General features: G+C 46.9%; 22 protein-coding genes. 8 read left to right on the top strand and 14 right to left on the bottom strand.

Annotation, left to right across the window (positions count from 1 at the left end; translation table 11 throughout):
* Positions 1-4: 4 nt before the first annotated feature.
* The 5 genes from DESAL_RS06485 to DESAL_RS06465 are packed head-to-tail and all read right to left on the bottom strand — an operon-like array spanning position 5 to position 5696.
* Positions 5-583 (bottom strand): chemotaxis protein CheW, encoded by a 579-nt coding sequence (locus DESAL_RS06485; RefSeq protein WP_015851169.1) that lies wholly within the window; start codon positions 581-583, stop codon positions 5-7.
* A gap of 21 nt (positions 584-604) precedes the next feature.
* Positions 605-2185 (bottom strand): CheR family methyltransferase, encoded by a 1581-nt coding sequence (locus DESAL_RS06480; protein WP_245543793.1) that lies wholly within the window; start codon positions 2183-2185, stop codon positions 605-607.
* On the bottom strand, positions 2154-2639 hold the full coding sequence (locus tag DESAL_RS06475) for a chemotaxis protein CheW (protein ID WP_015851167.1): 486 nt from the start codon (positions 2637-2639) through the stop codon (positions 2154-2156). Before DESAL_RS06475 ends, DESAL_RS06480 begins: the two co-directional genes overlap by 32 nt.
* A 4-nt stretch (positions 2640-2643) precedes the next feature.
* The gene (locus DESAL_RS06470; RefSeq protein WP_015851166.1) at positions 2644-3246 is read right to left on the bottom strand and encodes a lytic transglycosylase domain-containing protein; all 603 of its coding nucleotides are present in this window, start codon (positions 3244-3246) and stop codon (positions 2644-2646) included.
* 14 nt (positions 3247-3260) lie between these two features.
* Positions 3261-5696 (bottom strand): GGDEF domain-containing protein, encoded by a 2436-nt coding sequence (locus tag DESAL_RS06465; RefSeq protein ID WP_015851165.1) that lies wholly within the window; start codon positions 5694-5696, stop codon positions 3261-3263.
* Positions 5697-6072: 376 nt separating this feature from the next.
* On the opposite strand from DESAL_RS06465, the gene DESAL_RS06460 reads away from it, so the two are divergent.
* Complete coding sequence (locus tag DESAL_RS06460) at positions 6073-8121, top strand: cache domain-containing protein (RefSeq protein ID WP_015851164.1); 2049 nt, start codon at positions 6073-6075, stop codon at positions 8119-8121.
* Between the two features lie 52 nt (positions 8122-8173).
* Here the strand turns inward: DESAL_RS06460 and DESAL_RS06455 are convergent, their stop codons facing one another.
* Entirely contained in the window at positions 8174-10600 is a 2427-nt protein-coding gene (locus DESAL_RS06455) for a methyl-accepting chemotaxis protein (protein WP_015851163.1), read from the bottom strand.
* Positions 10601-11025: 425 nt separating this feature from the next.
* Here DESAL_RS06455 and DESAL_RS06450 point away from each other — a divergent pair, with 425 nt between their 5' ends.
* Positions 11026-11199, top strand: a complete 174-nt coding sequence (locus DESAL_RS06450) for a hypothetical protein (protein WP_342626820.1) — start codon at positions 11026-11028, stop codon at positions 11197-11199.
* Between the two features lie 3 nt (positions 11200-11202).
* Here the strand turns inward: DESAL_RS06450 and DESAL_RS06445 are convergent, their stop codons facing one another.
* Both DESAL_RS06445 and DESAL_RS06440 read right to left on the bottom strand, forming a co-directional pair.
* Complete coding sequence (locus tag DESAL_RS06445; RefSeq protein ID WP_015851162.1) at positions 11203-11646, bottom strand: Lrp/AsnC family transcriptional regulator; 444 nt, start codon at positions 11644-11646, stop codon at positions 11203-11205.
* A gap of 310 nt (positions 11647-11956) precedes the next feature.
* The gene (locus DESAL_RS06440; RefSeq protein ID WP_015851161.1) at positions 11957-12550 is read right to left on the bottom strand and encodes a hypothetical protein; all 594 of its coding nucleotides are present in this window, start codon (positions 12548-12550) and stop codon (positions 11957-11959) included.
* Positions 12551-12757: 207 nt separating this feature from the next.
* On the opposite strand from DESAL_RS06440, the gene panC reads away from it, so the two are divergent.
* From panC to DESAL_RS06425, 3 genes are all read left to right on the top strand, one after another.
* Positions 12758-13606: a pantoate--beta-alanine ligase gene (gene panC, locus DESAL_RS06435; protein WP_015851160.1), complete on the top strand. Its 849-nt coding sequence runs from the start codon at positions 12758-12760 to the stop codon at positions 13604-13606.
* A gap of 126 nt (positions 13607-13732) precedes the next feature.
* Complete coding sequence (gene metK, locus DESAL_RS06430) at positions 13733-14902, top strand: methionine adenosyltransferase (RefSeq protein WP_015851159.1); 1170 nt, start codon at positions 13733-13735, stop codon at positions 14900-14902.
* Between the two features lie 137 nt (positions 14903-15039).
* The gene (locus DESAL_RS06425) at positions 15040-15564 is read left to right on the top strand and encodes a hypothetical protein (RefSeq protein ID WP_015851158.1); all 525 of its coding nucleotides are present in this window, start codon (positions 15040-15042) and stop codon (positions 15562-15564) included.
* Positions 15565-15632: 68 nt separating this feature from the next.
* On the opposite strand, the gene DESAL_RS06420 is transcribed toward DESAL_RS06425, so the two are convergent.
* The 6 genes from DESAL_RS06420 to DESAL_RS06395 form a co-directional block, all read right to left on the bottom strand.
* The gene (locus DESAL_RS06420) at positions 15633-16256 is read right to left on the bottom strand and encodes a pPIWI-associating nuclease domain-containing protein (protein ID WP_015851157.1); all 624 of its coding nucleotides are present in this window, start codon (positions 16254-16256) and stop codon (positions 15633-15635) included.
* A gap of 162 nt (positions 16257-16418) precedes the next feature.
* A complete protein-coding gene (locus tag DESAL_RS06415; RefSeq protein WP_015851156.1) occupies positions 16419-16889 on the bottom strand; it encodes a hypothetical protein in 471 nt (156 codons plus the stop codon).
* A gap of 66 nt (positions 16890-16955) precedes the next feature.
* On the bottom strand, positions 16956-17237 hold the full coding sequence (locus tag DESAL_RS06410) for an SHOCT domain-containing protein (protein ID WP_015851155.1): 282 nt from the start codon (positions 17235-17237) through the stop codon (positions 16956-16958).
* A gap of 256 nt (positions 17238-17493) precedes the next feature.
* Positions 17494-17733 carry a hypothetical protein gene (locus DESAL_RS06405; protein ID WP_015851154.1) on the bottom strand — a complete coding sequence of 80 codons (240 nt, stop codon included), beginning with the start codon at positions 17731-17733 and terminating at the stop codon, positions 17494-17496.
* 239 nt (positions 17734-17972) lie between these two features.
* On the bottom strand, positions 17973-19073 hold the full coding sequence (locus tag DESAL_RS06400) for an SPL family radical SAM protein (protein WP_015851153.1): 1101 nt from the start codon (positions 19071-19073) through the stop codon (positions 17973-17975).
* A 106-nt stretch (positions 19074-19179) separates the two neighbouring features.
* A complete protein-coding gene (locus DESAL_RS06395) occupies positions 19180-20142 on the bottom strand; it encodes a ParB N-terminal domain-containing protein (RefSeq protein WP_015851152.1) in 963 nt (320 codons plus the stop codon).
* A gap of 203 nt (positions 20143-20345) precedes the next feature.
* On the opposite strand from DESAL_RS06395, the gene fusA reads away from it, so the two are divergent.
* The 3 genes from fusA to katG all read left to right on the top strand — a co-directional run bounded on the left by fusA (position 20346) and on the right by katG (position 25068).
* Positions 20346-22409 (top strand): elongation factor G, encoded by a 2064-nt coding sequence (gene fusA / locus DESAL_RS06390; protein ID WP_015851151.1) that lies wholly within the window; start codon positions 20346-20348, stop codon positions 22407-22409.
* Positions 22410-22595: 186 nt separating this feature from the next.
* Positions 22596-22760 carry a hypothetical protein gene (locus DESAL_RS20195; protein ID WP_157046927.1) on the top strand — a complete coding sequence of 55 codons (165 nt, stop codon included), beginning with the start codon at positions 22596-22598 and terminating at the stop codon, positions 22758-22760.
* 124 nt (positions 22761-22884) lie between these two features.
* Entirely contained in the window at positions 22885-25068 is a 2184-nt protein-coding gene (gene katG / locus DESAL_RS06385) for a catalase/peroxidase HPI (RefSeq protein WP_015851150.1), read from the top strand.
* Positions 25069-25103: the final 35 nt, after the last annotated feature.

Genomic DNA, 25103 nt, shown 5'->3' with positions numbered 1-25103 from the left:
CCCGTTAAGACAGGCCGTGTCGACTACCGCCAACAAACTCATTGATGATGAACGATTCTTCCCGCAGCAGTGCGTATCCATTAAGAATGGTCCTGCGATCCTCAGTGAGTCCTATACTGAAACCGGTCAGCAGGTTTTCACCGTCAGGAAGAGATTTTATATCTGCATCAGCAACAGGCATCACCCCGAGAACCTCATCTACTGCTATGCAGAATTCCATATCCTCATCAGCCAGCAGAACAACACCGGGCTTTTCGGAATCAAGCTTATCACCGGTTCCAAGGAAAACACATAAATCAACTACCGCCCATAAATGACCGCGCACACTCATAACCCCAAGATGAAAATCCGGGGTGCAAGGAACGGAAACAATATCTTCAGGAATCATAACTTCTTTGACCACTGAAGTCTCTAAACCATAAGCATTGGAACCCATGCGAAAAAAAACATATTCCCGTGCGCCGGACTTTTGCTCCTCTTCATTTGTTTCTGCAGAAATTTTCAGGGCCAGCTTTTCCGCTCTCTTGCGAAGAAGCTCCCTGTCGCTTTCACGTTTGAAATAATCCAAGGTATTAGTTTCCATTCTTCCACCTTTGGTCAAATACTACTGAACCAACTGCTGCTGAACCAAACGAACCATTTCCATCAACCGTCCGGCTGTTACATTATCTGAACAGGGAACAGGATCATCCTGATCCATTTTATCCAACTCCTGCATAGAAATACGAAAATGCCGCAATGCCCCATTACTGTCATTCTGCTCTAAATATATATTGCCGAGAAGGAAATGAGCCATAATAAATTCACTATCCAGAAAAACAGCATTACGCATATGAGCTAAAGCCGTACTCAAATCTCCCTGCTGAAAACAAATCTGCCCGAGTAAAAAGTGGGCACAAGGAGAAACCCGATCCAGCTCAAGAGCTTTCGCACACCACAGAGCTGCTTCATCAGTTAAACCGGAATCAGCCTTGATCCCGGCAATTCCCAGAAATGCAGCAGCCTTGATTTCTCTCGGATTCTCATGCTCAACCACTTCTTTATAAAGTGATACAGCTTTAAGGGTATCGCCGTGCATCCGAACTTCTCCAGCCTGCTTAAGCAAAGCCGCTCCGTCATTCCCCGCTCTCGGTATAACAGGAGGTTCAGGCACAGACTCAACCTCAGGAACGGGGATTTCCGGTTCAGGAAACTTTAAATCAACAAAATCAGCCGGAGTAGACTCCAATTGGGCATTAAAATCAAACTGTTCTGCTGCTGAGGAGAATGACGTTTTAAAATCATCCCGAAATTTGAACCCGTCAAAGTCCATTCGGCATTCCGGTACATAATTTTCATTTTTCCGATACAGAAGAACTCCACCTACATTCACAGGCTCAAAACGCCCATGACTGCTGAGCAACCCCGATTCACTGGGAGTAGCAACAAGCCAGCCACCCGGAGTTAGACAATCCCAGAGTTTATCAAGTACAGAATTTACTCCCGCAGACGAAAAATACATAAGAACGTTACGGCAGAGAATAACATCCATATCCTGTAATGCCACAGGTACCGATGCATCCATAAGATTCAAGCGAGAAAGATTGACCATTCTTTTAATGGACGAATCAAGAAGAAATGAATTGGAACCGACCTTTCGAAAAAAAATATCCCTGAATCCCGTGTCCTCTGAGCGAAACGACCACTTGCGGTAACACCCTTCACGGGCTTTAATTAAAGCCTTGCTGTCTATATCCGTGCCGAAAATTTCAGCACTGACTCCAGACCTGCGGCAGATCATAGCAAGGGTATAGGGCTCTTCACCAGTTGAACAGGCTGTTGACCAGATTCTGGCTGCACCGTTGAGCCCACTCCCCCTGCCGCTAATTTTGCGCAGGATTTCATATTCCAGAACTCTTAATGCATTGGTATCGCGAAAGAAAAATGTTTCACCAATGGTCAGTCTATTAATAAACTGCTCAAGATCATCAGTTCCAACTGTCGGGGAAAGGATATATTCCAGACACTCGGCAGGGGTTTTGAATGACGAATCCTCTCGCTGAAAACGAACGACAGCACTGCGCAAATCCTTCCACCTTTCCGAGGAAAAATTCAGGCCGAACCTGTTACGGACCATGTCCGCCAATTCGCTAACCCTGTCATCAGTCAGAAAATTAATCATCTGCTGCGGAGTCCTCAGCTTCATTCATTGCTGCAATAGCTGCCAGTAAATCCATTTCCTGTTCAGGATCAAGGAGCTTGCTCATATCCTGAACCAGCACCACATCGGTTCCCATACCGGCGAGAGATTTCAGCAGAGAGATTCCCGGCCAGATTTCATCAGCATCATGTGTAGCTTTGTCATCAATTTCAATCACGTCACTGATTCTATCCGCAACCAAAGCCATACGCCGTCCATTGGCAGAGCTGAAAATAAGCCTGTCGCTAAGAATTACGTCCCGCTCTTCTCCACCAATCCTGCCCCACAGACCAAGAACCGGAACAACATCGCCGCTATAGTTTACCACTCCCAAAACAGGAACAGGTGCGTCAGGAACCGGAGTAAGCTGCACCGCTCGCTCTACACGGTCCACAACAACCGAAGGCAATGCAAATTTGCAGGAATCAACCTCGAAAATTACGTATTCAGTATTAGGCATAATCTTATTTCCCGGCAGCTGCAGATTTTTCCATCAGGGCATTGTATTTCTTCATCACCTTCACCGCATACGCACGAGCCCGGCCGGGCAGATTTTTGGGAGAACCGGTGTGATAGGCCCCGATAGCCCGCCAGTTATAGCCATAACGGTCAAGGCAATACCTTAAAATCCATGCACCCAATCGTAAATTTTCTTCCGGCTCCAGAGCCTCGGCAGGACTGAGATCAAATTTCCTGATCCAATACGAGTTAACCTGCATTAATCCCACATCATAACTCTTGCCCTTATACTTTTCGATAATGGCAAGCGCTTCTTCACGGGAATCAGGATACACGCTTCGTCCCTCAATGTTCAAGGCCCACGGGTTGTAGCCGCTCTCATGGTCCGCAATTGCATTCAGAATTTCCGGATGAAGAGAAAACTCATCGGCAACCTGCCCGAAAAGCGGAGGCACGGGAACCCGCTCACGATCTGCCACCTTAATGCGCTGCTGAACCTCGTGCCGCTGCGAAGGTGAAAACTCACGCTCCGCATCAAACGGTATGATCATACGGAACACAATAGCCCCGCTGAGAATTAGATACAAGGCAACAATGAATCTGGTCATTAACTATTAACTGCCTAAAATCTGGACCTGACCTGTTCGGCCTCTTCAAATTTTTCCTGCACCTCCAAGGCCTTGGCAAGAGTCATCCAGAACTGCTCTTTTGCAGGTTTGAGCGCAGCACTCTGACGGGCCAGAACTTCAGCAACCTGCGGATCCTCACCGCTTTCAAGATAAATGCGGGCCAGCATATTCATGGCTGCCGCATCGTTATGATTGGCGTTCAAGGCCTGATGCAGATATTCACGAGCCTTGTCCATATCTCCTCTCGAATAAGAGATACGGGCCAGATGACGCATACTCAAAGCATCCCCGCCTTTGAGCTTTGCTGCCTTGAGATAATACTGCTCAGCTTCGTCCAAGCCTTTGTCCTGCTCGGAAAGCACTCCGAGGCGGACAAGAGAAAATACGTTTTCCGGCTCCAGCTCAAGACATTTTTCATAGGCCTCACGAGCCTTATCCATGCTGCCAAGCATCTGGCAGGTCCAGCCGAGGTTATAGAGAGCCATGATGTTCTTGGGAGTAATGCTCAGAACTTCCTCAAACTGTTTGCGAGCCTGTTCCGGCTTGCCGACCTGCGCATAACAAATACCCAGCGAGTTGCGGGCAAGTATGTTGTCGGAATCAGCAAGCAGAGCGAGACGGAACTCCTCAATAGCGCCGTAAATATCACCATCCACATAGTAGCGGTCAGCAGAAATATTCAAAGAAACTGAATCAAACTGAGCCACCATTGGTTTTTCGAGCATGAGAGAATGATCCAGACCCTTACGACAGTTTTCAAGGATTTCACTGCGCCTATAGTTAAGGAAGGGAAATGAAGCTACACCGGCTGCAAGTTCGATTTCAAAGTCATCTGAACACTCACGCACCAGACGCAGTACATTTTCCATAACGGCATCTGATTCACCATCGGGGAAGAAATAAATCAGGCTGTTCAGGCTGTAGCGTCCTCCCATGCAGGACTTATCAAAAAAGGTCTCCGCCCTTGAAGCGACTTTCTGAACTTGGGCATCGGTTAATTTTTGAAAATTACCACCCTGCTCTGCCGGGTTAGCAGCGAGACGCAGTACAGCTACTGAAAATTTATCCAGATTCTGGCGCATACGGCTGTAACGCCCGATGAATTCTTTGTAACTGTAAAGTCCTGTGATCATATCCCTCTGCGGAGAGACATTAGCTTCAGGACCGGCCTGAGCATCAAAAAAACTGTCCTTTTCATTAAGCAGGGTCAGTCGGTCGCCCTCAGTAACAGGCCATGCCGGATCACTTAAATGCAGGATTTCCGCGAAAGCGATTTCTTCCTGCACTTCGATAATGACCACCTCGGCCTTGTACATAGTCGGATAGGTTCCTGAAATACGCTCATCCTCAGTGAGATGGGCCTGTGTGCCGGATTGATAATCCGGAGACCAGACCAGAAAACGTGCACCCTCGCGAGCATCAACACTTTGACCGATGGACAAAGCCAGACGCTGCAACGGCAGGACTTCCAGAACCTTGGCACCCTTCTGCAAAATCTCGGAATAGGCAAAAACGCAATTTCGCCCGAAGTCCTTAGCTGTTGCAACAGCTTTTGCGGCCTTGCGCATGAGGATACGGGCCTGCTCGTCTGCGGACCGCTTGAAATGGGGACCGGAAAGAGACTGGGGATAATTGGCATAACCGGCGCTGACGCTTATCTTGAGCACATCCGTGGTTACCGGGTCCTCAACTTGAAATTTTTCAACCAGAGCGCGCAACTCTTCAGCCAGCTTCGCACAGGCTTTAGGCCGGCCATCCGGAATCAGGAACGCAAACTTATCATCAAAGATACGGGCACAGATGACAGACTCGGCCACCATTTCCTTAATGCTCGCCGAAAGATCAGCGATTATGGAATCGCCCAAACCATAGCCGTACCTATCATTGATACGCTGGAAATGATCCAGATCGAGAACAACAACACCCACGGAACCACTGAAGGTAGGAATACCGGGGTCCTTGCAACCACCGGTGGTGGGCATCATGCAGTTCTGGATCAGGTCCAATTCCTTGTTCAATTTGGACATGAAGTAATCGCGTGTCGCCATCCCGGTCAGCTGATCGGTAATGGAACCTTTATAAAGAAGAATCTTTTCCAGCGAGCAGGCAGCCAAAGCTTCGAGATAAGGCGGCAAAGCTTCGGGCGCTTCCAGCTCCACACCTCGTGCAATAAAATAGCAGAGGTCCCGGCCGCGTAACCGCAAAGGCAGCATCAGCTGCGCTTCTTCAGCATTGTAACGAGCCTCTAGCTTGGCCCGAAACTGCCCCTTAGCGGGCTTGGGAAAATAAAGGCTGTAGGATTCGAAAGGCAGGAATTCCTGAATGAGGTCCTTGAGGGTATGCTCGTAGAGGATCAAATCCTGCGGGGAAAGACTGATTCCAGAAGTGAAGAGGTTATCCTTGTTCATAGGCAGGGACATAACCCGCATGGAGATTCAAGACAAGCAGGGAGTTGGTGAAACGGACTGTTAATTGTCTTTTAAAGATACATTTACAACACTTTTTGCGCATATAACATTTTTGTTAATACCACCCAAGAACATTTGTAGGTTAATACAAATTTGCAACTACATGCATTGCATTATGCGGTATTTGTAGCCTCCATCCAAACATACAGACATAATAACCCTCCAATTTTTGACTACTCAATCAACCACTAAACACATATAAGAACTATCATCAGACGCCACAAAACACCTTTGCACACTAATTGCAAATATTAAACATAAAATACAAATATGAATAACACATTTATACAATTTTGGGATTTTAGACTCAAAAAAAAGACTTACAAGCGAGATTTAAATGAACCCTACCCTGATCGAAAAACACTCAAAACAGCTCTTACAGGTAATGCCCACCACCTCCAACTGCATGTCGAGGCTGACCAGACTGGACAGACAGTGGACAATGGCGACTATGACCGGAAAAATAAACTGCAGCCGAATTGCCCAGACACTCATCGATTTTATAATCACAACTCAGGAGAATTTCTCCGGTCTTAGGCAGAATCTTATCGATATCCTGATCAAGGAGAACACAAACAAAGTTGTTCAGGAAATATCAGCTGTTGCACAGGTCGTCATCGACATTCTTAAACGAAATTTATTCGAAAGGACCGCAGACGTAGGCTTCCTCGCCACTGACGATGACCTTGTCCGCTTCCTGTCCAACCCGGAAAGAGATCGCCATGACGTATCCATTATCGAAGACAGGCTTCGCGAATACAGGGACAAGTACACAGTATATAATGAAATTGTCATCCTCGACACTGAAGGCCGTGTCTGCGCACACCTCGACCAGAGCAACAAGATCACAGCTTCAAGAGATCCACTTATATCTGAAACCCTTGCAGCAAAAGATTATGTGGAAACATACAGAAACAGCGACTTAGCCCCTGATTCAGGTGAAGTCCTGATATACTCTCAGGCCATCAAATCACCCGACACAGGGACAGACCTTGGAGTCCTGTGTTTGATCTTTGATTTCGATGGTGAAATGGATGGAGTCTTCAAAAACTTGAGCGAGTTTTCAAAAGATACAGTCCTTATTGTATTAGATGACCGGGGCTGTGCAATTGCTTCCAGCAACCCAGATTCAGTTCCTGTTGGCAGAAGAATCAACATGAATCTCGACGAGGATTTTCAGATCGTCAGCATCAATAACACCCCGTACTTATCAAAAACAGTCAAAACCAAAGGTTATCAGGGGTTTTTCGGATTGCCGTGGTACGGCCATGTTCTGAAAAGAATGGACACGGCATTCAGCGGGAACAATGACAACTCATTTGATGCAGCAGCCATCAGAGACAAAGCACATTTTTCAGGAAGACTCACCCATGTGGAAGAAGCTTCCGAGAATGTCCTTTCGGACCTTGAACTCGTTGTCCAGAACGGTGAAATCATGGCTGCCAAGAAATGCATTGAGCCGAATCCGGTAGAACAGATGGAAGGCCGAGCCCTTCCGCATATTCTTAATGAGATCAAAAAAATCGGTGATCAGGTACAGAGTGTATTCCAGCATTCCACCGACGAACTCCTCCAGCTTGTAACAGCCTCAAAGCTTCATGATACACAGTTCCTTGCTCAGCTGGCCATCGATATTATGGACCGCAACCTATACGAGCGAGCCAACGACTGCCGCTGGTGGGCACTGACATCAGACTTCAAGACAATTCTTGCAAAGCCGACAATCGAGGATGAAGACCGAGACCGAATGCGGAGAATTCTGGGCTATATCAACAGCCTGTACACGGTCTATACCAACTTGTTTGTCTATGACCGGACAGGTAAGATATTAGCCTGCTCCAACCCCGGAGAATGCGACAAGGAAGGGAGAGTGTTAAACGCCGGCTACGTGGTCGAAGCCACAAGAATAACCGACTCTCAGCTGTACTGCGTTTCCGACTTCATCAAGACCGACCTCTATGCTTCGGAAGGTCAGGACCGATACACATACATATACAATGCATCCATCACCGCGCATGAAGACCAGTCACGAGTATTGGGAGGCATTGGTATTGTCTTTGATTCAGAGCCTGAATTTAAGGCTATGCTGGGAGATGTGCTCCCCAAAGATGCTCAGGGCAGAATAATTGAGGGAGCGGAAGGCATGTTCGTTGAACCGGGCGGAAAGCTGATTTCCACAACCAACCCGGAACGAAAACCGGGAGAAACCACAACCTTAGACCCTGACTTCACACAGCTAAGTGACGGAGAATCCACCGTTAAACTCGTTGAAGAAGACGGATCTCTTTATGCTGTAGGCTGCGCACACTCAGCCGGATACCGGGAATACAAAAAGGACGGAAGCTATAAGAACGATGTTCTCTGCTTGGTGCGGGTATTAATTTAGGGGCCGATCCTGTAAAGGATCTGCCCCTATGATATCAAAACATTTTGGGAGACTATTTTCTCAAATTATCGAGAACCTTCTTTAACTCAAGAGACATCTCCGCAAGTTCCTGAACAGCAGTGGCGGATTGAATCATACCCTCTGCCGAATCGCTCACAATACGGTTAACTTCATCAACAGCTCGGTTGATCTGTTCGCTTGTTGCCGATTGCTCCTCGGCCGCGGCTGCAATTCCTCCCACCAGATCAGAAGATTCCGTGGACATGCTAACAATCTGACTAAGGGCGGAGCCGGAATTACCAGCAAGCTCAGTCGCTTCAGCAACATTTTCCACTGCGCTGTTAACATTAATCAAGTTAGTGTCCGTTGCTGTTTGAATGGCCCTGATATTCGAGCCCACCTCGGTAGTGGCATCCATCGTTTTTTCAGCCAGTTTGCGGACTTCATCAGCAACAACGGCAAACCCGCGCCCGGCTTCACCTGCACGTGCTGCTTCAATTGCAGCATTCAAAGCCAACAGGTTAGTCTGATCAGCGATATCAGTAATCACGGTCATTACACCACCGATAGCCTGCGCCTCCCTGCCGAGCTTTTCCATATCATCCTGCAAAACATTAGCAACAGTGTGGACCTTATTAATAGCAGCAACAACGCTATTAACCAGTTCCGCACCTTCCTGGGCTTTCTCTTTGGCGCTGTCAGACTGCTCTCTTGCTTCGGAAGCATTGCGTGCAATCTCAAGTACACTGGAGTTCATCTGTTCCATGGCAGTTGCAGTTTCTCCTACACGCTGCTGCTGAATCTCCGCACCATTGCTGACTTCCTCAATCTGGGCCGCCAGCTCCTCGGATGCTGATGCAACACGATCAGCAATTTCATTGGCCTGACCTGCAACATTAAGCATGGTCTCTTGAGCCTTTTTAATCTCAGTCTGATCAATTATGACTTCTGTGGCACCGACAACTTCACCAGAACGGGTTATCAACGGAGTAGAAGAGTAAGTGATGGCATATTCTCCGCTAACCGGGTGAGCTAAGGTCTCGGAAGAGGCAGCAGCCTTTTTCTTCATACATATATCCGAGGCGCAGTCAGCTGTTTGACACTCATCGGTTTTAAAAAGTTCATAACATTTCTTATCTCCGTACGAATCTATTCCGGCAATAGTTCTTGCTTCCTTATTCAAGTATATGGGCTTGAAATCGGAGGAGAGACTCATTACTCCCACCGGCAACTGATCCAAGAATCCGCTATAAACCCCAGCAAGTGTATTTACACCGCCAACCAAATCAGCAAACCCGCCTTCAAAAGCATCAGCATTTCCGTTTGCGTTCATTTCTCCGTTCTCAACACGGGAAACGATATCTTCAACCTCATCTGCGGCAGATGAAACAGAATCACGGATACTGTTCAAAGCATTGCAAATCTTACCCACTTCATCCTGCTGATTGATATCAATGCTTGTTTTAAACCTTCCAGCAGCAACATCTCCCGCAAAAGCGGTAGCAATCCCCAGAGGACGGGTAATAGCCCTTGAAATAACGATCATAGCGATAACGCCAAACACTACAGCAGCGAATGACAGCAGCCCCACATTAGTCTTTGCCTGCTCGCTTTGAGCCTGCACTTTAGGCCCTAAAGTATCCTGATCTTTTTTTACAGAGAGCTTAGCATCTTCAAGATTTTTAGCGATAACAGGGCCCCATTTATCGAGATCCCCTTTAACAATGGCATTACGGGCTTCTATATGCTCAACAGTCTCACCAAATGCGATTAAATATTTATCTTTGGCTCCCTTAATGTCAGCCAAAAGCTGACGGCGTTCGGGGTTCTGCACCTCACGATCAAGAGTTACCAGCTGCTGCTCAAATTTTTTAAATTCAACATTAACCCGTTCAACATCTGAGAGCTCATTACTCTTTAGAAATTTCATTGCATACAACCGGGCCAGAAGCAGATTCCTCAATGCTAATCCTGTATAATAAGCCGCACTGATATCCTCGTCCTGATGGGCAGAACGCATTACCTCGGTCAGTTTTTTCTCAATCCCGGGGCCGACAGTGTTTAATATATTCACGTCGACATTGCTCTCTCTCTGCAAGCGCTCAACTTCATTAAACTTTGAGTTATAGCCGACAAGCAGGCGACCAGCTTCCTCCACAAATTTAACTCGCTCCGGATTTTTGATCTCTTCTTTAACCTCACCCATGATGCCGTCAGTCAGCTCCATGTATTGTTTATATTCGTTAAGGTCTTTTTCACTATCAGTGATTAAAAAATCCTTAACATTCATGCGCACCATAAGCAGATTAGACTGTGCTTGCGCCATAAGATTGGTATCCCGGGCCAACCCGCGGTACTGAGTGAAGGACTCCAGATTGGAAGACAAAGCATAATACGCCATTCCCCCTGAAATAGATAACAGCAGAATCACGACCCCGAATCCCAATGCCAATTTCATTGCAATAGGTAAATTTTTCATCACTGCTCCTTAATTCTTTGGTATGAATGACGGACTTCTAATCTTTTAATATAAGCATATTTTTAGCCATGCGCGCAAGTATAAATGTTTATTTATGACTAGACAGAGCTCCAGACAAACCAACTTTTTATCCATCATAACAAGATCTTAACGCATATCCTACGTATAACTTGCATTTTATGCTTGCCGGACATAGTGTTCGGATATCAATTAGCACCGCAACAGCAATACTGCCCACTTTTTCAGGATTTTTTTAATGAACTTATCGTATATCCGGGCAGTAAAAGTCCGTTTATTTCATACCGTTAATGTGTCACATGCTGACCGCAGAGGGGGCATGAAAATTGTCCGGTAAACCATGTGTAGGATGCGGATAGTGCTGCATTTCCGATCAATGTGAAGTTTCACACCGTAAATACGGATATATGAGAAGATGCCCGGATCTTTTCTGGGATGAATCCATGAACCGCTACGTTTGTCTGTTGATGAGCGATCCCAATGAAGGAGAGGACGCAAAACGTCAGCTTTTCGAAGGCTTAGGATGTTGTGCACCGCTTATGAAGTGGCGTGATGACGTGCGCAATCGGGACAATGATTGATCTCTAGTAGATAGACTTAACCTCCTCCAGAACAAACGTACTCCGGGTGGCACTGACTCCCTTGGTATTGGCAAACTCTTTCATCACCACAGATGAATAGTGCTGCATATCACGTGCAACAATCTCGACCATAATATCAACATTGCCGGAAACTGCGTAGACACTGACCACCCCTTCAATCTTAGCCAATTCTTCAGCAAGCTCTGCCCAGCCGACACTTGCGTCACGAAACACCCCGCAGTACGCCCGCACGGAATATCCAAGCTTAAGACGATCAGTCAGGGCACGGTACCCTACGATAATACCCTCTTTTTCCAAACGAGCTATCCGGCGGGAACAGCTTGAGTGGGTTAGATTAACCAACTCAGCAACTTCTTTATTTGAAATTCTTCCATTCTCCTGAAGCGCAGCAACTATCTGCCTATCCACATCATCAAGTTTTATCATATGCAAACTCTTTGCAATTACAGGTTTGTATCAAACACATACTTCACACCTCACGCAGATAAAGTCAAACCAGTGCACATTTTTTGAAAATTTTACTCATATGCGAAAACTATTTGCAAACAAAACTTAAAAGGGAGTAGATTGGATTCACTTCCAACATCCCGCAGGACTTTTCACTTCGACCTTCCCGGGCGATTAAGTTCTGAAAGCAAGGCCGCACAGCAGCACAAGCACACAAGAAGCTTTCATCCCCTTTTGCAGACAAACCTGCTGTGCGGCCTTTTAAAATAATCGCACCAGATGATCCCGATTAAGATTTATTTTTAGCCATTTGCCTGCGTTTTGCTTTACTCTTCTGATACCATTCCTGATCACCGTACAACTCATCGGAACACTTCTCACATAAGCCGTGGCTGAACTGAGAATCTGTATTACTTTCAATGTACGCTTCCAGGTCATTCCAATATCCATCGTCATCCTTAATTTTCCTGCACTTGGAACACATAGGCAGTAAGCTATTCAAAGTGCGGATATTTGCATCTTTCAATTCTAACAATTTCGCATTCTTGTTTAGAAGACTGCCAAGATAAAGAATAGATACTAGCGAAAGAATGGTAACAACAAACCCGGGTAACTCACTCAAAGCATTTACCAAAGGCCCCCTCTGCAACTCATTCGTCCAAATTAAAAACGTAAGCACCTGTCTTAAAGCCATCAAAAGAAACATTGCGGCAAGAAAGAGTATCTTCCACTCCCGAAATCTAACTGAAATAAACACAGCGATCCCAAAAGCAAAAAATCTCACGAGAATCGACACCAACAATTCGGGATTCGGTACCAGACACCAAATAACGGCCAAAAAGATGATTCCGCCAATTGCGTAAAAAATAGTCCACCTAGGCAAGAGACTAATCCTCCTCAGTTAACACGCCAAAATTTAAAGCATTAAAAATGTCAGTAGAAATTAAATCATAATTAAGCATGAATCGACAACAATTTCCCCCATATGTTATAGACAGCAGGTATTGATCAGCGTAAACGGATTTCCCAGCCTTCCATATTATATTAATGAAAGCCACAGGCTGAAAAACCAATTATCAGGGTTCATAAAATGGAAACAATCAGTAATCCGCAAGAACTTCAGAACTTGTGCCTCATGCTCCGCGCTGAAGGCAAAAAGATAGGCCTTGTACCGACCATGGGTTATTTTCATGAAGGCCATTTAAGCCTCATGGATGCAGCCCGCAAACAATGTGACGTGCTCATCGTCAGCCTCTTCGTTAACCCCACTCAGTTTGGCGAAAACGAAGACCTTGACGCTTATCCCCATAATCTGGAACGGGACTCCGAACTTGCCGAAAAACGCGGCGTAGATATTCTCTTCACTCCGATACGCGACGACATGTATTTTGAAGACCACTCCACTTGGGTGGAAGTCCCCGATCTGGCAACAAACCTCTGCGGAAAATCCCGCCCCATACATTTCAGGGGAGTTGCCACGGTAGTCACAAAACTATTCATGACCGCACAGCCGCATGTAGCTGTATTCGGTCAAAAAGACTGGCAACAGCTGGCGATAATTAAAAGAATGGTCCGCGACCTGAATATTCCGGTCGATGTGCAGGGGCACGAGATAGTGCGCGAAGAATCAGGACTGGCCCTAAGCTCTCGCAACGTTTACCTCACCGAAGATGAAAAATCCGTTGCACCCAATATCCAGAAAGGATTGCAGAAAATGCGAGACTGGGTAACAGCCGGAGAGTCTGACGCGGCTAAGCTTAAATCCGACCTTGTTGAATTCTATGCAGAAACAATTCCGACCGGCCGGGTTGATTATATCGAAATTGTACACCCCGAAAACATCAATATCCTTAAAAATGTAGGCGATTCTGCACTTTGTGCGGTAGCAATACAACTTGGCAACGCAAGATTGATAGACAATTTGCTTATAAAAGTGTAAGGTGTCTTCATTCTTATATGCAAATTTATTTATATAGTGATTATGTGCTATATATTTCGGGGAGTTATCGAGAAATGGTCTCGAACTACATTTCCCCCGCCAATTAATTCCAGGAGGAACTTTTAAATGATCAGCAGCAAAGGCAAGTACTTTTTTACCTCTGAATCAGTAACCGAAGGTCACCCCGATAAAGTGGCTGACCAGATTTCCGACTCAATTCTTGACGCCATTCTCGCTCAGGATAAAGATGCCCGCGTAGCATGCGAAACACTGGTAACAACCGGTATGGCATTCATCGCAGGTGAAATTTCCACCACTGGTTACGCAGACTTTCAGCAAATCGTTCGCGACACCATCCGTGAAATCGGCTACGTTCACTCTGATATGGGTTTCGACGCTGATACTTGTGCTGTTATCTCTTCTATTGATAAGCAGTCTGTAGATATCGCTCAGGGTGTTGACCGCAACACTCCTGAAAGCCAGGGTGCCGGCGACCAGGGTATGATGTTCGGTTTCGCATGCAAAGAAACTGAAGCACTCATGCCTGCTCCTATCTACTACGCTCACAAGCTGTCCCGCAAACTGACTGAAGTTCGCAAGGACGCAACTCTCGATTACCTCCGTCCTGACGGAAAGACCGAAGTTGCTTTCGAATACCTCGATGGCAAACCCGTCCGCATTGCTGACGTTGTTATCGCTGCACAGCACGATGACGGCATTGAGCAGGGACAGATTTACGAAGACATCAAGCGTGAAGTTGTGCTGGCTTCCCTGCCCGCAGAAATGATCGACGATGCTACTAAAATCTACATTAACACCACCGGTCGTTTCGTAATCGGCGGCCCCATGGGTGATTGCGGTCTGACCGGTCGTAAGATCATCAACGACACTTACGGCGGTATGGGTAACCACGGTGGTGGTGCTTTCTCCGGTAAGGACCCGTCCAAAGTTGACCGTTCCGGCGCATACATGGCACGTTACATCGCAAAGAACATCGTAGCTGCCGGCCTTGCCGAGCGCGCTGAAGTTCAGGTTGCTTACGCAATCGGTGTTGCAGAGCCCGTATCCGTTCTGGCTACCTCCCACGGTACCGGTGAAGTTTCCGATGAAACCCTGACCAAAGCAGTCAAGGAAGTATTCGACCTGCGCCCCTGGTACATCTCCGAGCGTCTCGACCTTCGTCGTCCCATCTACAAGCCCTCCGCTTGTTACGGACACTTCGGTCGCAACAACCCCAACTTCACTTGGGAACGCACCGACGCTGTAGACGATCTCAGAACTGCTTGCAAAATCTAAGCAGCACTGAATCACTCAGTTTATTCACCCCCGGAAACCTTCTGGTTTCCGGGGGTTCTTTTTACACTTGAGGCAATCCGCGGAAGCATGTAAAGAAACTGTTCACCAACCAGAACAGCAAGTCAGGAGATATAAATATGAGCGCTTTTAAAATTGTTGAAGCAAAGCCGAATCCGGATTTTAATATTTTTTATTTTGCAGAACTGAACGGTTCCACCCGCATCGAGCATTCCCTCATGGAAAGCCTCGAAAAATACTGGAACGAATGGCTGCCCCACCTCAAGGCTTATACTCTTAAACAGCCTGATGACGCCAAAGGTACCGACTTCCTGCTGCTCTACCTTGAGAAGGAAGTTGAGGATTCCGTAGAGGAGATCTGGCAGGAAACCCCCACTGAAGGTCTTGCACACCACAACCTCGCTATCACCCTCGTAATGTCCGCTGCACAGTCTCTGATTCCGCAGCTGGAAGAAGGTAAATGTGCACCGCTGCCCAAGCCGGGTGAAGAAGTGCTCAAGGCATTCGAATCCCTCGGACTTACCTGGAATCAGGAAGGTACCGTAAACCGCCAGTACGCAGTATTCACTCCCTTCCCGTACTCCGGTGGCTGTGAAGTCTGTTACCTTGAGGACACATGCCCCAAGAGCCAGACTCGTAAGTAGTAATTTTTTTGGTGATATGAATTTGAAAAGCCCGCCTGAGCGTTAGCTCTGGCGGGCTTTTTCTTGAACTACACAAAGAGTAATCGCAAACTATTTAATTGGGTATTTCCTAACAAAAAGAACTTTTTTAATTTATCCTTAGCAAAATTAAGAACGGACTTATGCACTCTATTCAATTGATCCAAATAGCATTTTATAGTTTTAACTTGGTTCTTAACCGCTGAAATCATATCATGTGATAAACACTTGCGGAAGGCATATAGCAACCGCCCTAACTTAGTCGCTCTTTCCTCTCCATCTTTTATATAAATAAAATCCTTAGAAGCTTTTCCTTCTCGCTTTAGCCATTCCAATGATTTTGCAGGAGGAGCAATTTTGCTCAAAATCTGTTCCCACATAGTTCGCAATGAAACTAAAGTATGTCTCGTCTTATCCACATTATTTCCTGCGGCCGCTTGAGCAGCTCCCAAATATTGTTGTACTAACTCAGGGTTCATCTTCGTAAGAACATTAATACATCCGTCATCAACCAATTCTCTATAATCTATTCTTCTGGTTTGTTTTGTATGTTCTGTCTTTCCTAAAAGTGATTTTATTGCCTCAGCAAGTCTATCTTTTGTAATGAGGTCGCGAACCCCTGCTTTCAACTTTTCACGAGCACTTGAGTCAAACGTAATCATTTTTGCACACATAAGAACCCTCAAATTTTGAAAATAAATAATCCTATTTAATAAGACTTTAAATCCACTTGTAAAGCGCAAAAAAGCCGCACCATATAAATGGTACGGCTTTGCAAACAACAACTATGTAAAAATATTATTTAATATTCGTAACACACTCTATTTAAAAACACCCTACTCCACAAACGCCACACTCTTCAAAAGCGTCCGCTCACCAAAGAACTCTTCCAATCTTTCGCGCTCGGATTCAAGAATGCGGATTTCGGATAATCCGACTTCCTCTTTGACTCCGCCATAAATTTTCAAGGCTTGGTCAATGAAACCGGATTCCACAAAGCAGACATTCATAGCATATGAACGGTCATTCCACTTCATGCGGATTTTAATGATCGGGTTGCGGGTTTCATGATCTGTTACCAAATTACCGGTACGCACCAAAGTATCGCGCACATTTTTGGGCAGCATGACCCCGAAACGGCTCAAGTTTTCGGAAAAAGCAGGCTCAAAGGCCACATAATAATAAGGGTCCACCTTTAATGCGATGGATTTGCCCGGAATATTCAGGATAAAAGGATTTTCAGTAAAGGCTTTTCCCAGCCCTTTCTGCAAGCGATCAATGCGATCTTTATAATCTTGTAAGGACATTGGTGTAATCCCCCTTTAATTGAGTTATTACACCAAGTTTAACAGCTAATCAAACTAGTTTATTCCTTACTTCAATTCATTCTTCATGCGAATGTAAGTTTCCTCGTCAATCTCGCCGGAAGCGTAACGCCTCTTCAAAATATCCTGAGCGGAAGGCGCACTGGGACCGGTATCCGGTTTACGAAACATGCGCACGGTAAAATAAATGATCAACCCGATTACTACGAGCTGTAATATTCCGCCAAAGTGAAAAGGCATCCAGCCACTCATACCACTCATGCCATATCCGGCACCATGACCGAACCCTGACCCGCTACACCAACTGCTTAATGCACTGATAAATTCCATGTCCTTACCTCATTCTTTTAATTTTACTAAGCTAAAAGCATAACTCGTGCCATGAGATATAAGTAGTAAATATAACAAATTACAATTTCAACATCTGACAAATGTGCATTTCGCTTCACAAATGAACAACAAGAACTTGCACAAAGCCTGATCAAAAGCAGATTATGACCCGCCAAACAGGGCATGATATGCAAAAAACATAATACAAACAAAAGCAAAAAGCTCATTCAGTGTAAACATTATATTTCCCCCACAACTATTTCAGATAATCGTAAGGTCTGTCATCCATCACATTAATCCCATAGCGTTTCTTCTTAACGTAGAAAGCCGTGGAAAATTCGGAAGCACCTGCTGATTTACGAAGAGAACGAATCGCAATCCAGATGATGATAACTGCAAAAATTAACTGCACAGTCAGAATCCAAAATACGGTTCCTGCCATGCCATCAGAAAAAAGCACGCCTAAAACATCAACTGCAACATTGTAGAATTCCATTCTAAACCTCGCGATTTTTGTGAATAGAATTACATACTGCATGCCAGAAACAAAAAAATGTTTAATCAGCACGGATTAGAGAAGCACTTAAGACTCTGTTAATTTTAACTTAATATAAATAAATGCAAGAACTTGCACTATTAAATCCATTCATGTGCAGGCCTAATCTTTTGTGCAAAACAAAAACCCCGCAACACTAGGTGCTGCGGGGTTTTAGATAAAAACGGTATTAAACACTTTTAATCGTTAAAAGCCTGTTTCATAAGATGCTTTCCAAGTCCACCCAGATCCTTGGGGGTGTAGCCGAACACATCCTGCCAGTTTTCGGTAGACTCCATGCAGAAGTAGAGCTGCTTATCCATACCATGCTTGCGCAGACGGTCTACGATAAACTTAAACTGGCGCAGACGCAGGGGCCGCAGCAGTCGCATCTTGTTATCATTACCGGTGATGAATTCATCGAAAATGTAAGTTGTTTCCGGAAAATTCTGCTCAATAATAGGCTTTAGGTGCGGCATATGCCTGAATGAGCCAAGGCTGAAATAAGCGATCTGCTCCGGCTTCACGTAATCAAAAATCATATCTATGATTTCCGCATAGCCTTCACGCCAACCGTCAAAGCGGATAATCGGATCAAAATGGAGACAAACCCGGAAACCTGCTTCGGCACAGGTGCGGGCAGCTTCAAGACGCTCTTTTAGGGTAGATACACCAAATTCCTCATGCTCATTAACAAACGGAGCATTGAGGGACCAAGCCGGAAGCAGACGGTCGGTTCTCTTGACCACGTCCATCCATGAAAGATCGATGATCTTGGACTTAAGCTCCAAACAGACGTTGGGATAATCGCCAAGAAATTCTACCAGATCGCGGCTGTATCCGGTGACCGCTTCAAGGGCGAGGGAATCAGTGAATTCCCCGGTACCGACACGGTAACGGGTTGAAATATCCGCAGAAAAAGCCTTGCCCAGCTCATCGAACAGATCATTCTGGTTGGCCCAGACTTTAAGCACATTGTCCTGAAAGTAAGCCTGCAAAATACAGTAAGAGCAAGCCATAGGACAGCCCTCACCGATATGAATGATCCGGTATCCGCAGCAATGGTAGTAACGGGTGCCGGGACAAAACCGCAAAAATTTACCCTTGTACTCTTTAAGATACAGGGACTGCTTTCCACCCAGTTCCCCATGCGGGAAATTCTCCGGGTCCACAACCTCTACCGGGAGGTCGGGCATGCGTGAAAGCACCCGCTCGGTAAGCGGTACCTTTTGCATGCTGCGATCAATATATATTTTTTCAATTCCCTTAAGATGATCGGGAAGTACGATTTCATTATCCATGTATAATTATGCCTCCGGCGGCCCTGCCGGGAGCCTTAAACCCTTTTTGTAAAAAGGGTTTAAGAATCCCAAAAACTTTTATTAAGGCTTCGCCGTTTTGATTTATTTACTTATCGCGCCCCAATTCAAACAGATCTTCCCAGCCACTGAATTTGGCGATTGACTCAAGATCTTCCATTGCTTTCTGCATCATCTCGCGACTCTTAAAACGGGTCTGAATCAAGACTTCCCCGGTCTCGAAGCTGCCAACAGGCTCAACACGCCATTTGGTTCCGGCGCAAATTTCAGAAACTATCTTATTATGAACCTTTTCCAATTCGCTCAGAGTGGGATAGCGCAATTCCTTTGCGGCCTTACAAAAACGGGTAACCGCATCCTTGGGAGATTCACTTTCCCCCGCTGATTCAAATGCGGGAAATGCGGGAGCGGAAATCAATTCAACAACGGATTTGTTCTCGCGGCGGGAGGTCTCGTAGAGCCAAGTAAGAAAGTTAACCGCATTGGAACGGGACCAACTTAGCTTTTCAAAAAAACGAACCAGCGCAGCACGGTCTGTTTCACCAAGTTTAATCAGCACTGAGACCGCCGCCAACGGAATGTGTCCACGCCTTAGCAATTCATCATATTCAGGCTCAAGCTCCATCCAATCGAGCCAGAATTTCATATCCCTTGATTTGGGCTTAATGCCAAGCAAAGGGGCAACTGTTTTGGGAAGCTCAGCCACGTCCATACGTGCGGCAAAAAAACGCACTGCCGACAACTTAAGCGATTCGTCTGTTAAACGAGCGCTGTTTTCCTCAAGATGTAACACGGCTTTTTCAGTATCATCAGCTGCATCTATATAACGCACCAGAACATCCATACCAAGCTTTGAAGCGGCAGCAACCCTTGCTCTGCCTGCAACAAGGAGAGTTTTACCGGATTCTTCGACTGCCAGCACCGGAACGAGCTGTCCGTGCTTTTTCAGCGAGGGGATAAGTTTTTCAGCCGGGGATTCAGGGTGCAGAAGCCAGGGACCGGAACAGTCGACATCTGCCGGGGAAAGGTTGCAAACACTGGGATTACTCAATTTATTTAACCTCCGAAAAACGGAATAAGGTCGTGCTCAATTATTGTTTATGCACGATATTTAATTAATTATCTACGCTTGACATGTTAGCAGGGCTATACCTATAGGGATTATTAGGAAGAATTATAAGTTGCACCTTTAGACCTGTACTGGCCGGGTCGTCAGGTCCCGGCTGTGAACATTCAGAGAAACGGAGTTGTTGAATGTCTGAAGCTTTACAAAACCAAAGGACTTTTGCACTTGTGGGCCACGGCGGTTGTGGCAAAACCTCTACCGCCGAGATGATTCTTTTTAATGCCGGTGTGATCGACAGACTCGGTAAAATTGAGGAAGGCACCACCGCCCTCGATACCGAACCTGAAGAAATTAAGCGCCGCGGTTCCATCCAGTCCGGTTTTGCCGGATACAAGTGGGACAAAAATGACCACTTTCTTATCGACACTCCGGGTGATGCAAACTTTTGCGGAGACCTGCCCTACTCTCTAGCCGCGTCCGACGGCGTTGTCTTTACCATTGACGCCGTGGACGGAGTCAAGCCCCTTTCGCGCAAAGCATGGGCAGCAGTTGAAAAAGCAAACCTCCCCACTGTTATTTTCATCAATAAGATGGACCGAGACCGTGCAGATTTCGATTCTGCATTCGATAGCCTAAACTCTTCTCTCGGCATCAGCCCCGTACTGCTGCATTATCCAATCGGAATCAAGGAAAATTTCAAGGGCGTAGTGGATATGCTCTCCGGTCAGGCCTATCTGTTCGAAGAGAACGGAAAGGTTACCAAGGGTGATATCCCCGCCGATATCGCAGACGAAGTAGAAGTTCTGCGCGAAACCATGATTGAAAACATCGCGGAAAGTGATGAAGATCTCATGGAAAAATATCTGGAAGAAGGTGAACTTGCTCCTGAAGAAATCGCAAAAGGACTCACCGCAGGTGTAAAAAACCGCAGCCTGTTCCCGGTATGCGTTGGTTCCGCACTGGAAAATAAAGGTGGCTCCTTCCTGCTGGATATGATCCAGACCTATCTGCCCTCCCCACTTGACCATCCCGAGTGGCAGGGTGAAGACGGTGCAACCCGTGAATCTTCCGCAGACGGCCCTGTTGCCTGCTTTGTATTCAAAACCATTGCCGACCCCTTTGCCGGACAGCTGACCATCTGCCGCGTTCTCTCCGGAACCGTCAGCGGCGACCTGACCCTGACCAATACCAATACCGGCTCTAAGGAAAGAATGGGTAATATCCAGCTTATGGTCGGCAAGGAACAGAAGCCGCTCAAAAATCCTGCTGGCCCCGGTGCAATCATCACCCTTGCCAAGCTTAAGGAAACTTTTACCGGTGACACTCTCTGCGATGACCACAACAAGTTTACCCTTGAAAAACCGCACCTGGCTCCGCAGCTGATCACCTTCGCCCTTTCTCCGGCAGAAAAAGGCGATGAAGATAAGGTCTTTCAGGCTATCCAGAAGCTGCTTGCCGAAGACGTTAACCTCAGTCTTTCCCGTGACGAGGAAACCGGCGACATCCTGCTTTCCGGTATGGGCCAGAACCATATTGAAATCTCCGTTGAGAAAGCAAAGCGCCGCTACAAGGCTGAAATCGTGCTTAACGCACCCAAAGTTCCCTACCGTGAAACCATCAAAGGTTTTGCTGAAGTTCAGGGACGTTTCAAGAAGCAGTCCGGCGGACGCGGACAGTTCGGTGACTGCTGGATCAAACTTGAACCTCAGACCAAGGGTGACGGCTATGAATTCGTCAACAGCATTGTAGGTGGTGTTATTCCCAAGCAGTACATCCCCGCTGTAGATAAGGGTGTTCAGGAAGCAGCTCAGAAGGGCTTTCTCTCCGGTTCCCCGATCATTGATTTCAAAGTCACCCTTTACGATGGCTCCTACCATTCCGTTGACTCCTCGGAAATGGCATTCAAGGTTGCCGGTTCAATGGCTTTCAAGAAAGCCTGCGAACAGGCCGGAGTTGCCTTGCTTGAGCCGCTGATGAACGTCGTGGTCGAAGTACCGGATGAATTCATGGGAGACATCATCGGTGACCTTTCCTCCCGCCGCGGTAAGGTGCTCGGTTCCGACTCCACCGCAGGAGTGACCGAGGTTAAGGCCCACGTGCCCATGTCTGAAATCCTCAAGTACGCACCGGACCTGCGCTCCATGACCGGTGGTCAGGGAACTTTCACCATGGAAATGTCCCATTACGAAGAATGCCCGCCGCCGATCGCGGAAAAGGTCATCGAAGAATACATTGCGGGTAAGGACGAATAAACCCGCATCTATTTACTATGGTTGAACTACTTAGGCCGGGACATGTGTCCCGGCCTTTTTTAACTTATAAGCCATAAAAGAAACTATGAATAAAACAATCGCAGCCTTTCTTCTCGGTATATTGATAGCCCTTACGGGGTACGTTCCGCTCTACATGCATGTACGGGAAAAATGGTATGATATTGAGTGAATGCAGGAAGAATTGATGGTCTGGCAACCGCTTTGGGTGCATTGAACGAAGAGTTCGAACCATATGACGGAAAATCTGACTACCGGACTCTTTTCTCCGTAAAAGCAACAAGTGTTGTTGTGATCGAAAAAGACGGAAGAAAAGAAATTCAAATATATTAATACCCATTTCCGAAATTCCTAACAAAACTACAGCACCAAATCTCCCGTGACTTAAACTGCAAATAAATGCTAATGTGGTCGCAATCGTAAAATTCCGAACTCACGCAAACGGGAGATAAAAATCATGAGTGACGAAAAGAAATGTCCGGTAACAGGACGCACTTCAAGCCAGGTAGCCGGGAGCGGCACATCCAACAAAGACTGGTGGCCCAATCAGCTTAATCTCAATATCCTACACCAGCATTCAGCAAAATCCGACCCTATGGGCAAAGACTTCAACTATGCTGAAGAATTCAAAAAGCTTGACCTTGAAGCACTCAAAAAAGACCTATTCGAACTAATGACAGACTCGCAGGACTGGTGGCCTGCCGACTACGGACATTACGGTCCATTTTTCATCCGCATGGCATGGCACAGTGCCGGAACCTACCGCATCGGTGACGGGCGCGGTGGAGCCGGATCGGGCAGCCAGCGTCTAGCCCCTCTTAACAGCTGGCCGGACAACGTAAACCTTGATAAAGCCCGCAGGCTGCTCTGGCCCATCAAGAAGAAATACGGACGCAAAATTTCATGGGCCGACCTGATGATCTTTGCCGGAAACTGCGCAATCGAATCCATGGGATTGAAGCCTTTTGGATTCGCTGGCGGCCGTGAAGATATCTGGGAACCGGAAGAAGACATTTATTGGGGCGACGAGGACACATGGCTCGGTGACACCCGCTACTCAGGTGATCGTAAACTTGATAACCCGCTGGCAGCAGTTCAGATGGGATTGATCTATGTGAACCCCGAAGGTCCTAACGGCGACCCCAATGCCGTGGCTTCAGGTAAGGATGTGCGTGAAACTTTTGCCCGCATGGCCATGAACGACGAAGAAACCGTGGCTCTCGTTGCAGGTGGACATACTTTCGGTAAATGCCACGGAGCGGGGGACGCAGCTAATGTAGGGCCAGACCCCGAAGGCGCACCGATCGAACAGCAAGGATTAGGCTGGAAAAGCAAATTCGGCAGCGGCAAGGGTGGCGATACCATTTCCAGCGGCATCGAAGGCGCATGGACACCGACGCCAATCAAATGGGATAACAGCTATTTTGATACCCTGTTCGGATATGAATGGAATCTTGAAAAAAGTCCTGCCGGAGCATGGCAGTGGCACCCATCCGACCCGGAAGCTAAAAAGGCTGTGCCGGATGCACATGATCCGTCCAAGACTCATCCTCCAATGATGACCACCGCAGACCTTTCCCTGCGCATGGACCCGATATACGCGCCCATTGCCAAACGTTTCCATGAAAACCCCGAAGAATTTGCGGACGCTTTTGCTCGGGCATGGTTCAAGCTGACCCACCGCGACATGGGTCCGCGTGCTCGTTATCTGGGGTCTATGGTTCCCGATGAAGAACTCATCTGGCAGGACCCGGTCCCCGCAGTTGATCACGAATTGATCGACAACACAGAAATTGCCGACTTGAAAGCAAAAATTCTGGCATCGGGGTTATCAATCTCGAAGCTGGTATCCGCAGCATGGGCATCCGCTTCCACCTATCGTGACTCCGACAAACGCGGAGGTTCAAACGGTGCGCGAATCCGCCTTGCCCCCCAAAAGGACTGGTATGTAAACCAGCCGTTGCAGCTGCCGGAACTGCTGAACAAGCTCGAAGAAATCCAACAGCATTTCAACAGCAAATCCGGCAATAAAAAGGTATCTCTTGCCGACCTGATCGTACTGGGCGGGTGTGCGGCTGTTGAACAAGGTGCAAAAAATGCGGGATTTGATGTGACCGTGCCGTTCACTCCGGGCCGCACTGATGCTTCACAGGAACAGACCGATGTGCATTCATTTGCAGTGCTCGAACCTGCAGCTGACGGCTTCCGCAACTACCAGAAAGTAAAATACTCAGTTACGCCGGAAGAGCTGCTTGTAGACAAAGCCCAGCTCATGACCCTGACCGCGCCTGAAATGACCGTGCTCATCGGTGGAATGCGTGTTTTGGATGCAAACTTTGATGGCTCAAAGCACGGCGTATTCACAGACAAACCGGGAAGCCTGAACAATGACTTCTTCAGCAACCTGCTCGATATGGATACGGTATGGACATCGACTTCCGAAGACGCAGAACTGTTTGAAGGGCGTGACCGCGAAAGCGGTGAGTTAAAGTGGAGCGCGACCCGCATTGACCTTATCTTCGGAGCCAATTCCCAACTCCGTGCCATTGCCGAAGTTTATGGTTGTGAAGATTCGGGAGAGAAGTTTGTAAACGACTTCATCTCAGCATGGGATAAGGTTATGAATCTGGGCATTTTTTGATTTAGCATAATTAGTAGACACAAAAAGCGGCGTTT

This window comes from Maridesulfovibrio salexigens DSM 2638, from assembly GCF_000023445.1.
GTDB lineage: Bacteria > Desulfobacterota > Desulfovibrionia > Desulfovibrionales > Desulfovibrionaceae > Maridesulfovibrio > Maridesulfovibrio salexigens.
The sequence above is the reverse complement of the archived record's forward strand: the minus strand, read 5'-3'. Positions and strand labels throughout refer to the sequence as shown.

What these genes read in the sequence shown, in the direction of transcription:
- panC (WP_015851160.1), top strand. Translation starts at nt 12,758, where the DNA reads ATGGAAACAATCAGTAATCCGCAAGAACTTCAGAACTTGTGCCTCATG.
- DESAL_RS06480 (WP_245543793.1), bottom strand. Translation starts at nt 2,185, where the DNA reads ATGAAGCTGAGGACTCCGCAGCAGATGATTAATTTTCTGACTGATGAC.
- DESAL_RS06420 (WP_015851157.1), bottom strand. Translation starts at nt 16,256, where the DNA reads ATGTGTGCAAAAATGATTACGTTTGACTCAAGTGCTCGTGAAAAGTTG.
- fusA (WP_015851151.1), top strand. Translation starts at nt 20,346, where the DNA reads ATGTCTGAAGCTTTACAAAACCAAAGGACTTTTGCACTTGTGGGCCAC.
- DESAL_RS06475 (WP_015851167.1), bottom strand. Translation starts at nt 2,639, where the DNA reads ATGCCTAATACTGAATACGTAATTTTCGAGGTTGATTCCTGCAAATTT.
- DESAL_RS06415 (WP_015851156.1), bottom strand. Translation starts at nt 16,889, where the DNA reads ATGTCCTTACAAGATTATAAAGATCGCATTGATCGCTTGCAGAAAGGG.
- DESAL_RS06405 (WP_015851154.1), bottom strand. Translation starts at nt 17,733, where the DNA reads ATGGAATTCTACAATGTTGCAGTTGATGTTTTAGGCGTGCTTTTTTCT.
- DESAL_RS06450 (WP_342626820.1), top strand. Translation starts at nt 11,026, where the DNA reads ATGAGAAGATGCCCGGATCTTTTCTGGGATGAATCCATGAACCGCTAC.
- DESAL_RS06465 (WP_015851165.1), bottom strand. Translation starts at nt 5,696, where the DNA reads ATGCGGGTTATGTCCCTGCCTATGAACAAGGATAACCTCTTCACTTCT.
- DESAL_RS06445 (WP_015851162.1), bottom strand. Translation starts at nt 11,646, where the DNA reads ATGATAAAACTTGATGATGTGGATAGGCAGATAGTTGCTGCGCTTCAG.
- DESAL_RS06470 (WP_015851166.1), bottom strand. Translation starts at nt 3,246, where the DNA reads ATGACCAGATTCATTGTTGCCTTGTATCTAATTCTCAGCGGGGCTATT.
- DESAL_RS06410 (WP_015851155.1), bottom strand. Translation starts at nt 17,237, where the DNA reads ATGGAATTTATCAGTGCATTAAGCAGTTGGTGTAGCGGGTCAGGGTTC.
- DESAL_RS06460 (WP_015851164.1), top strand. Translation starts at nt 6,073, where the DNA reads ATGAACCCTACCCTGATCGAAAAACACTCAAAACAGCTCTTACAGGTA.
- DESAL_RS06455 (WP_015851163.1), bottom strand. Translation starts at nt 10,600, where the DNA reads ATGAAAAATTTACCTATTGCAATGAAATTGGCATTGGGATTCGGGGTC.
- metK (WP_015851159.1), top strand. Translation starts at nt 13,733, where the DNA reads ATGATCAGCAGCAAAGGCAAGTACTTTTTTACCTCTGAATCAGTAACC.
- DESAL_RS06485 (WP_015851169.1), bottom strand. Translation starts at nt 583, where the DNA reads ATGGAAACTAATACCTTGGATTATTTCAAACGTGAAAGCGACAGGGAG.
- katG (WP_015851150.1), top strand. Translation starts at nt 22,885, where the DNA reads ATGAGTGACGAAAAGAAATGTCCGGTAACAGGACGCACTTCAAGCCAG.
- DESAL_RS06425 (WP_015851158.1), top strand. Translation starts at nt 15,040, where the DNA reads ATGAGCGCTTTTAAAATTGTTGAAGCAAAGCCGAATCCGGATTTTAAT.
- DESAL_RS06400 (WP_015851153.1), bottom strand. Translation starts at nt 19,073, where the DNA reads ATGGATAATGAAATCGTACTTCCCGATCATCTTAAGGGAATTGAAAAA.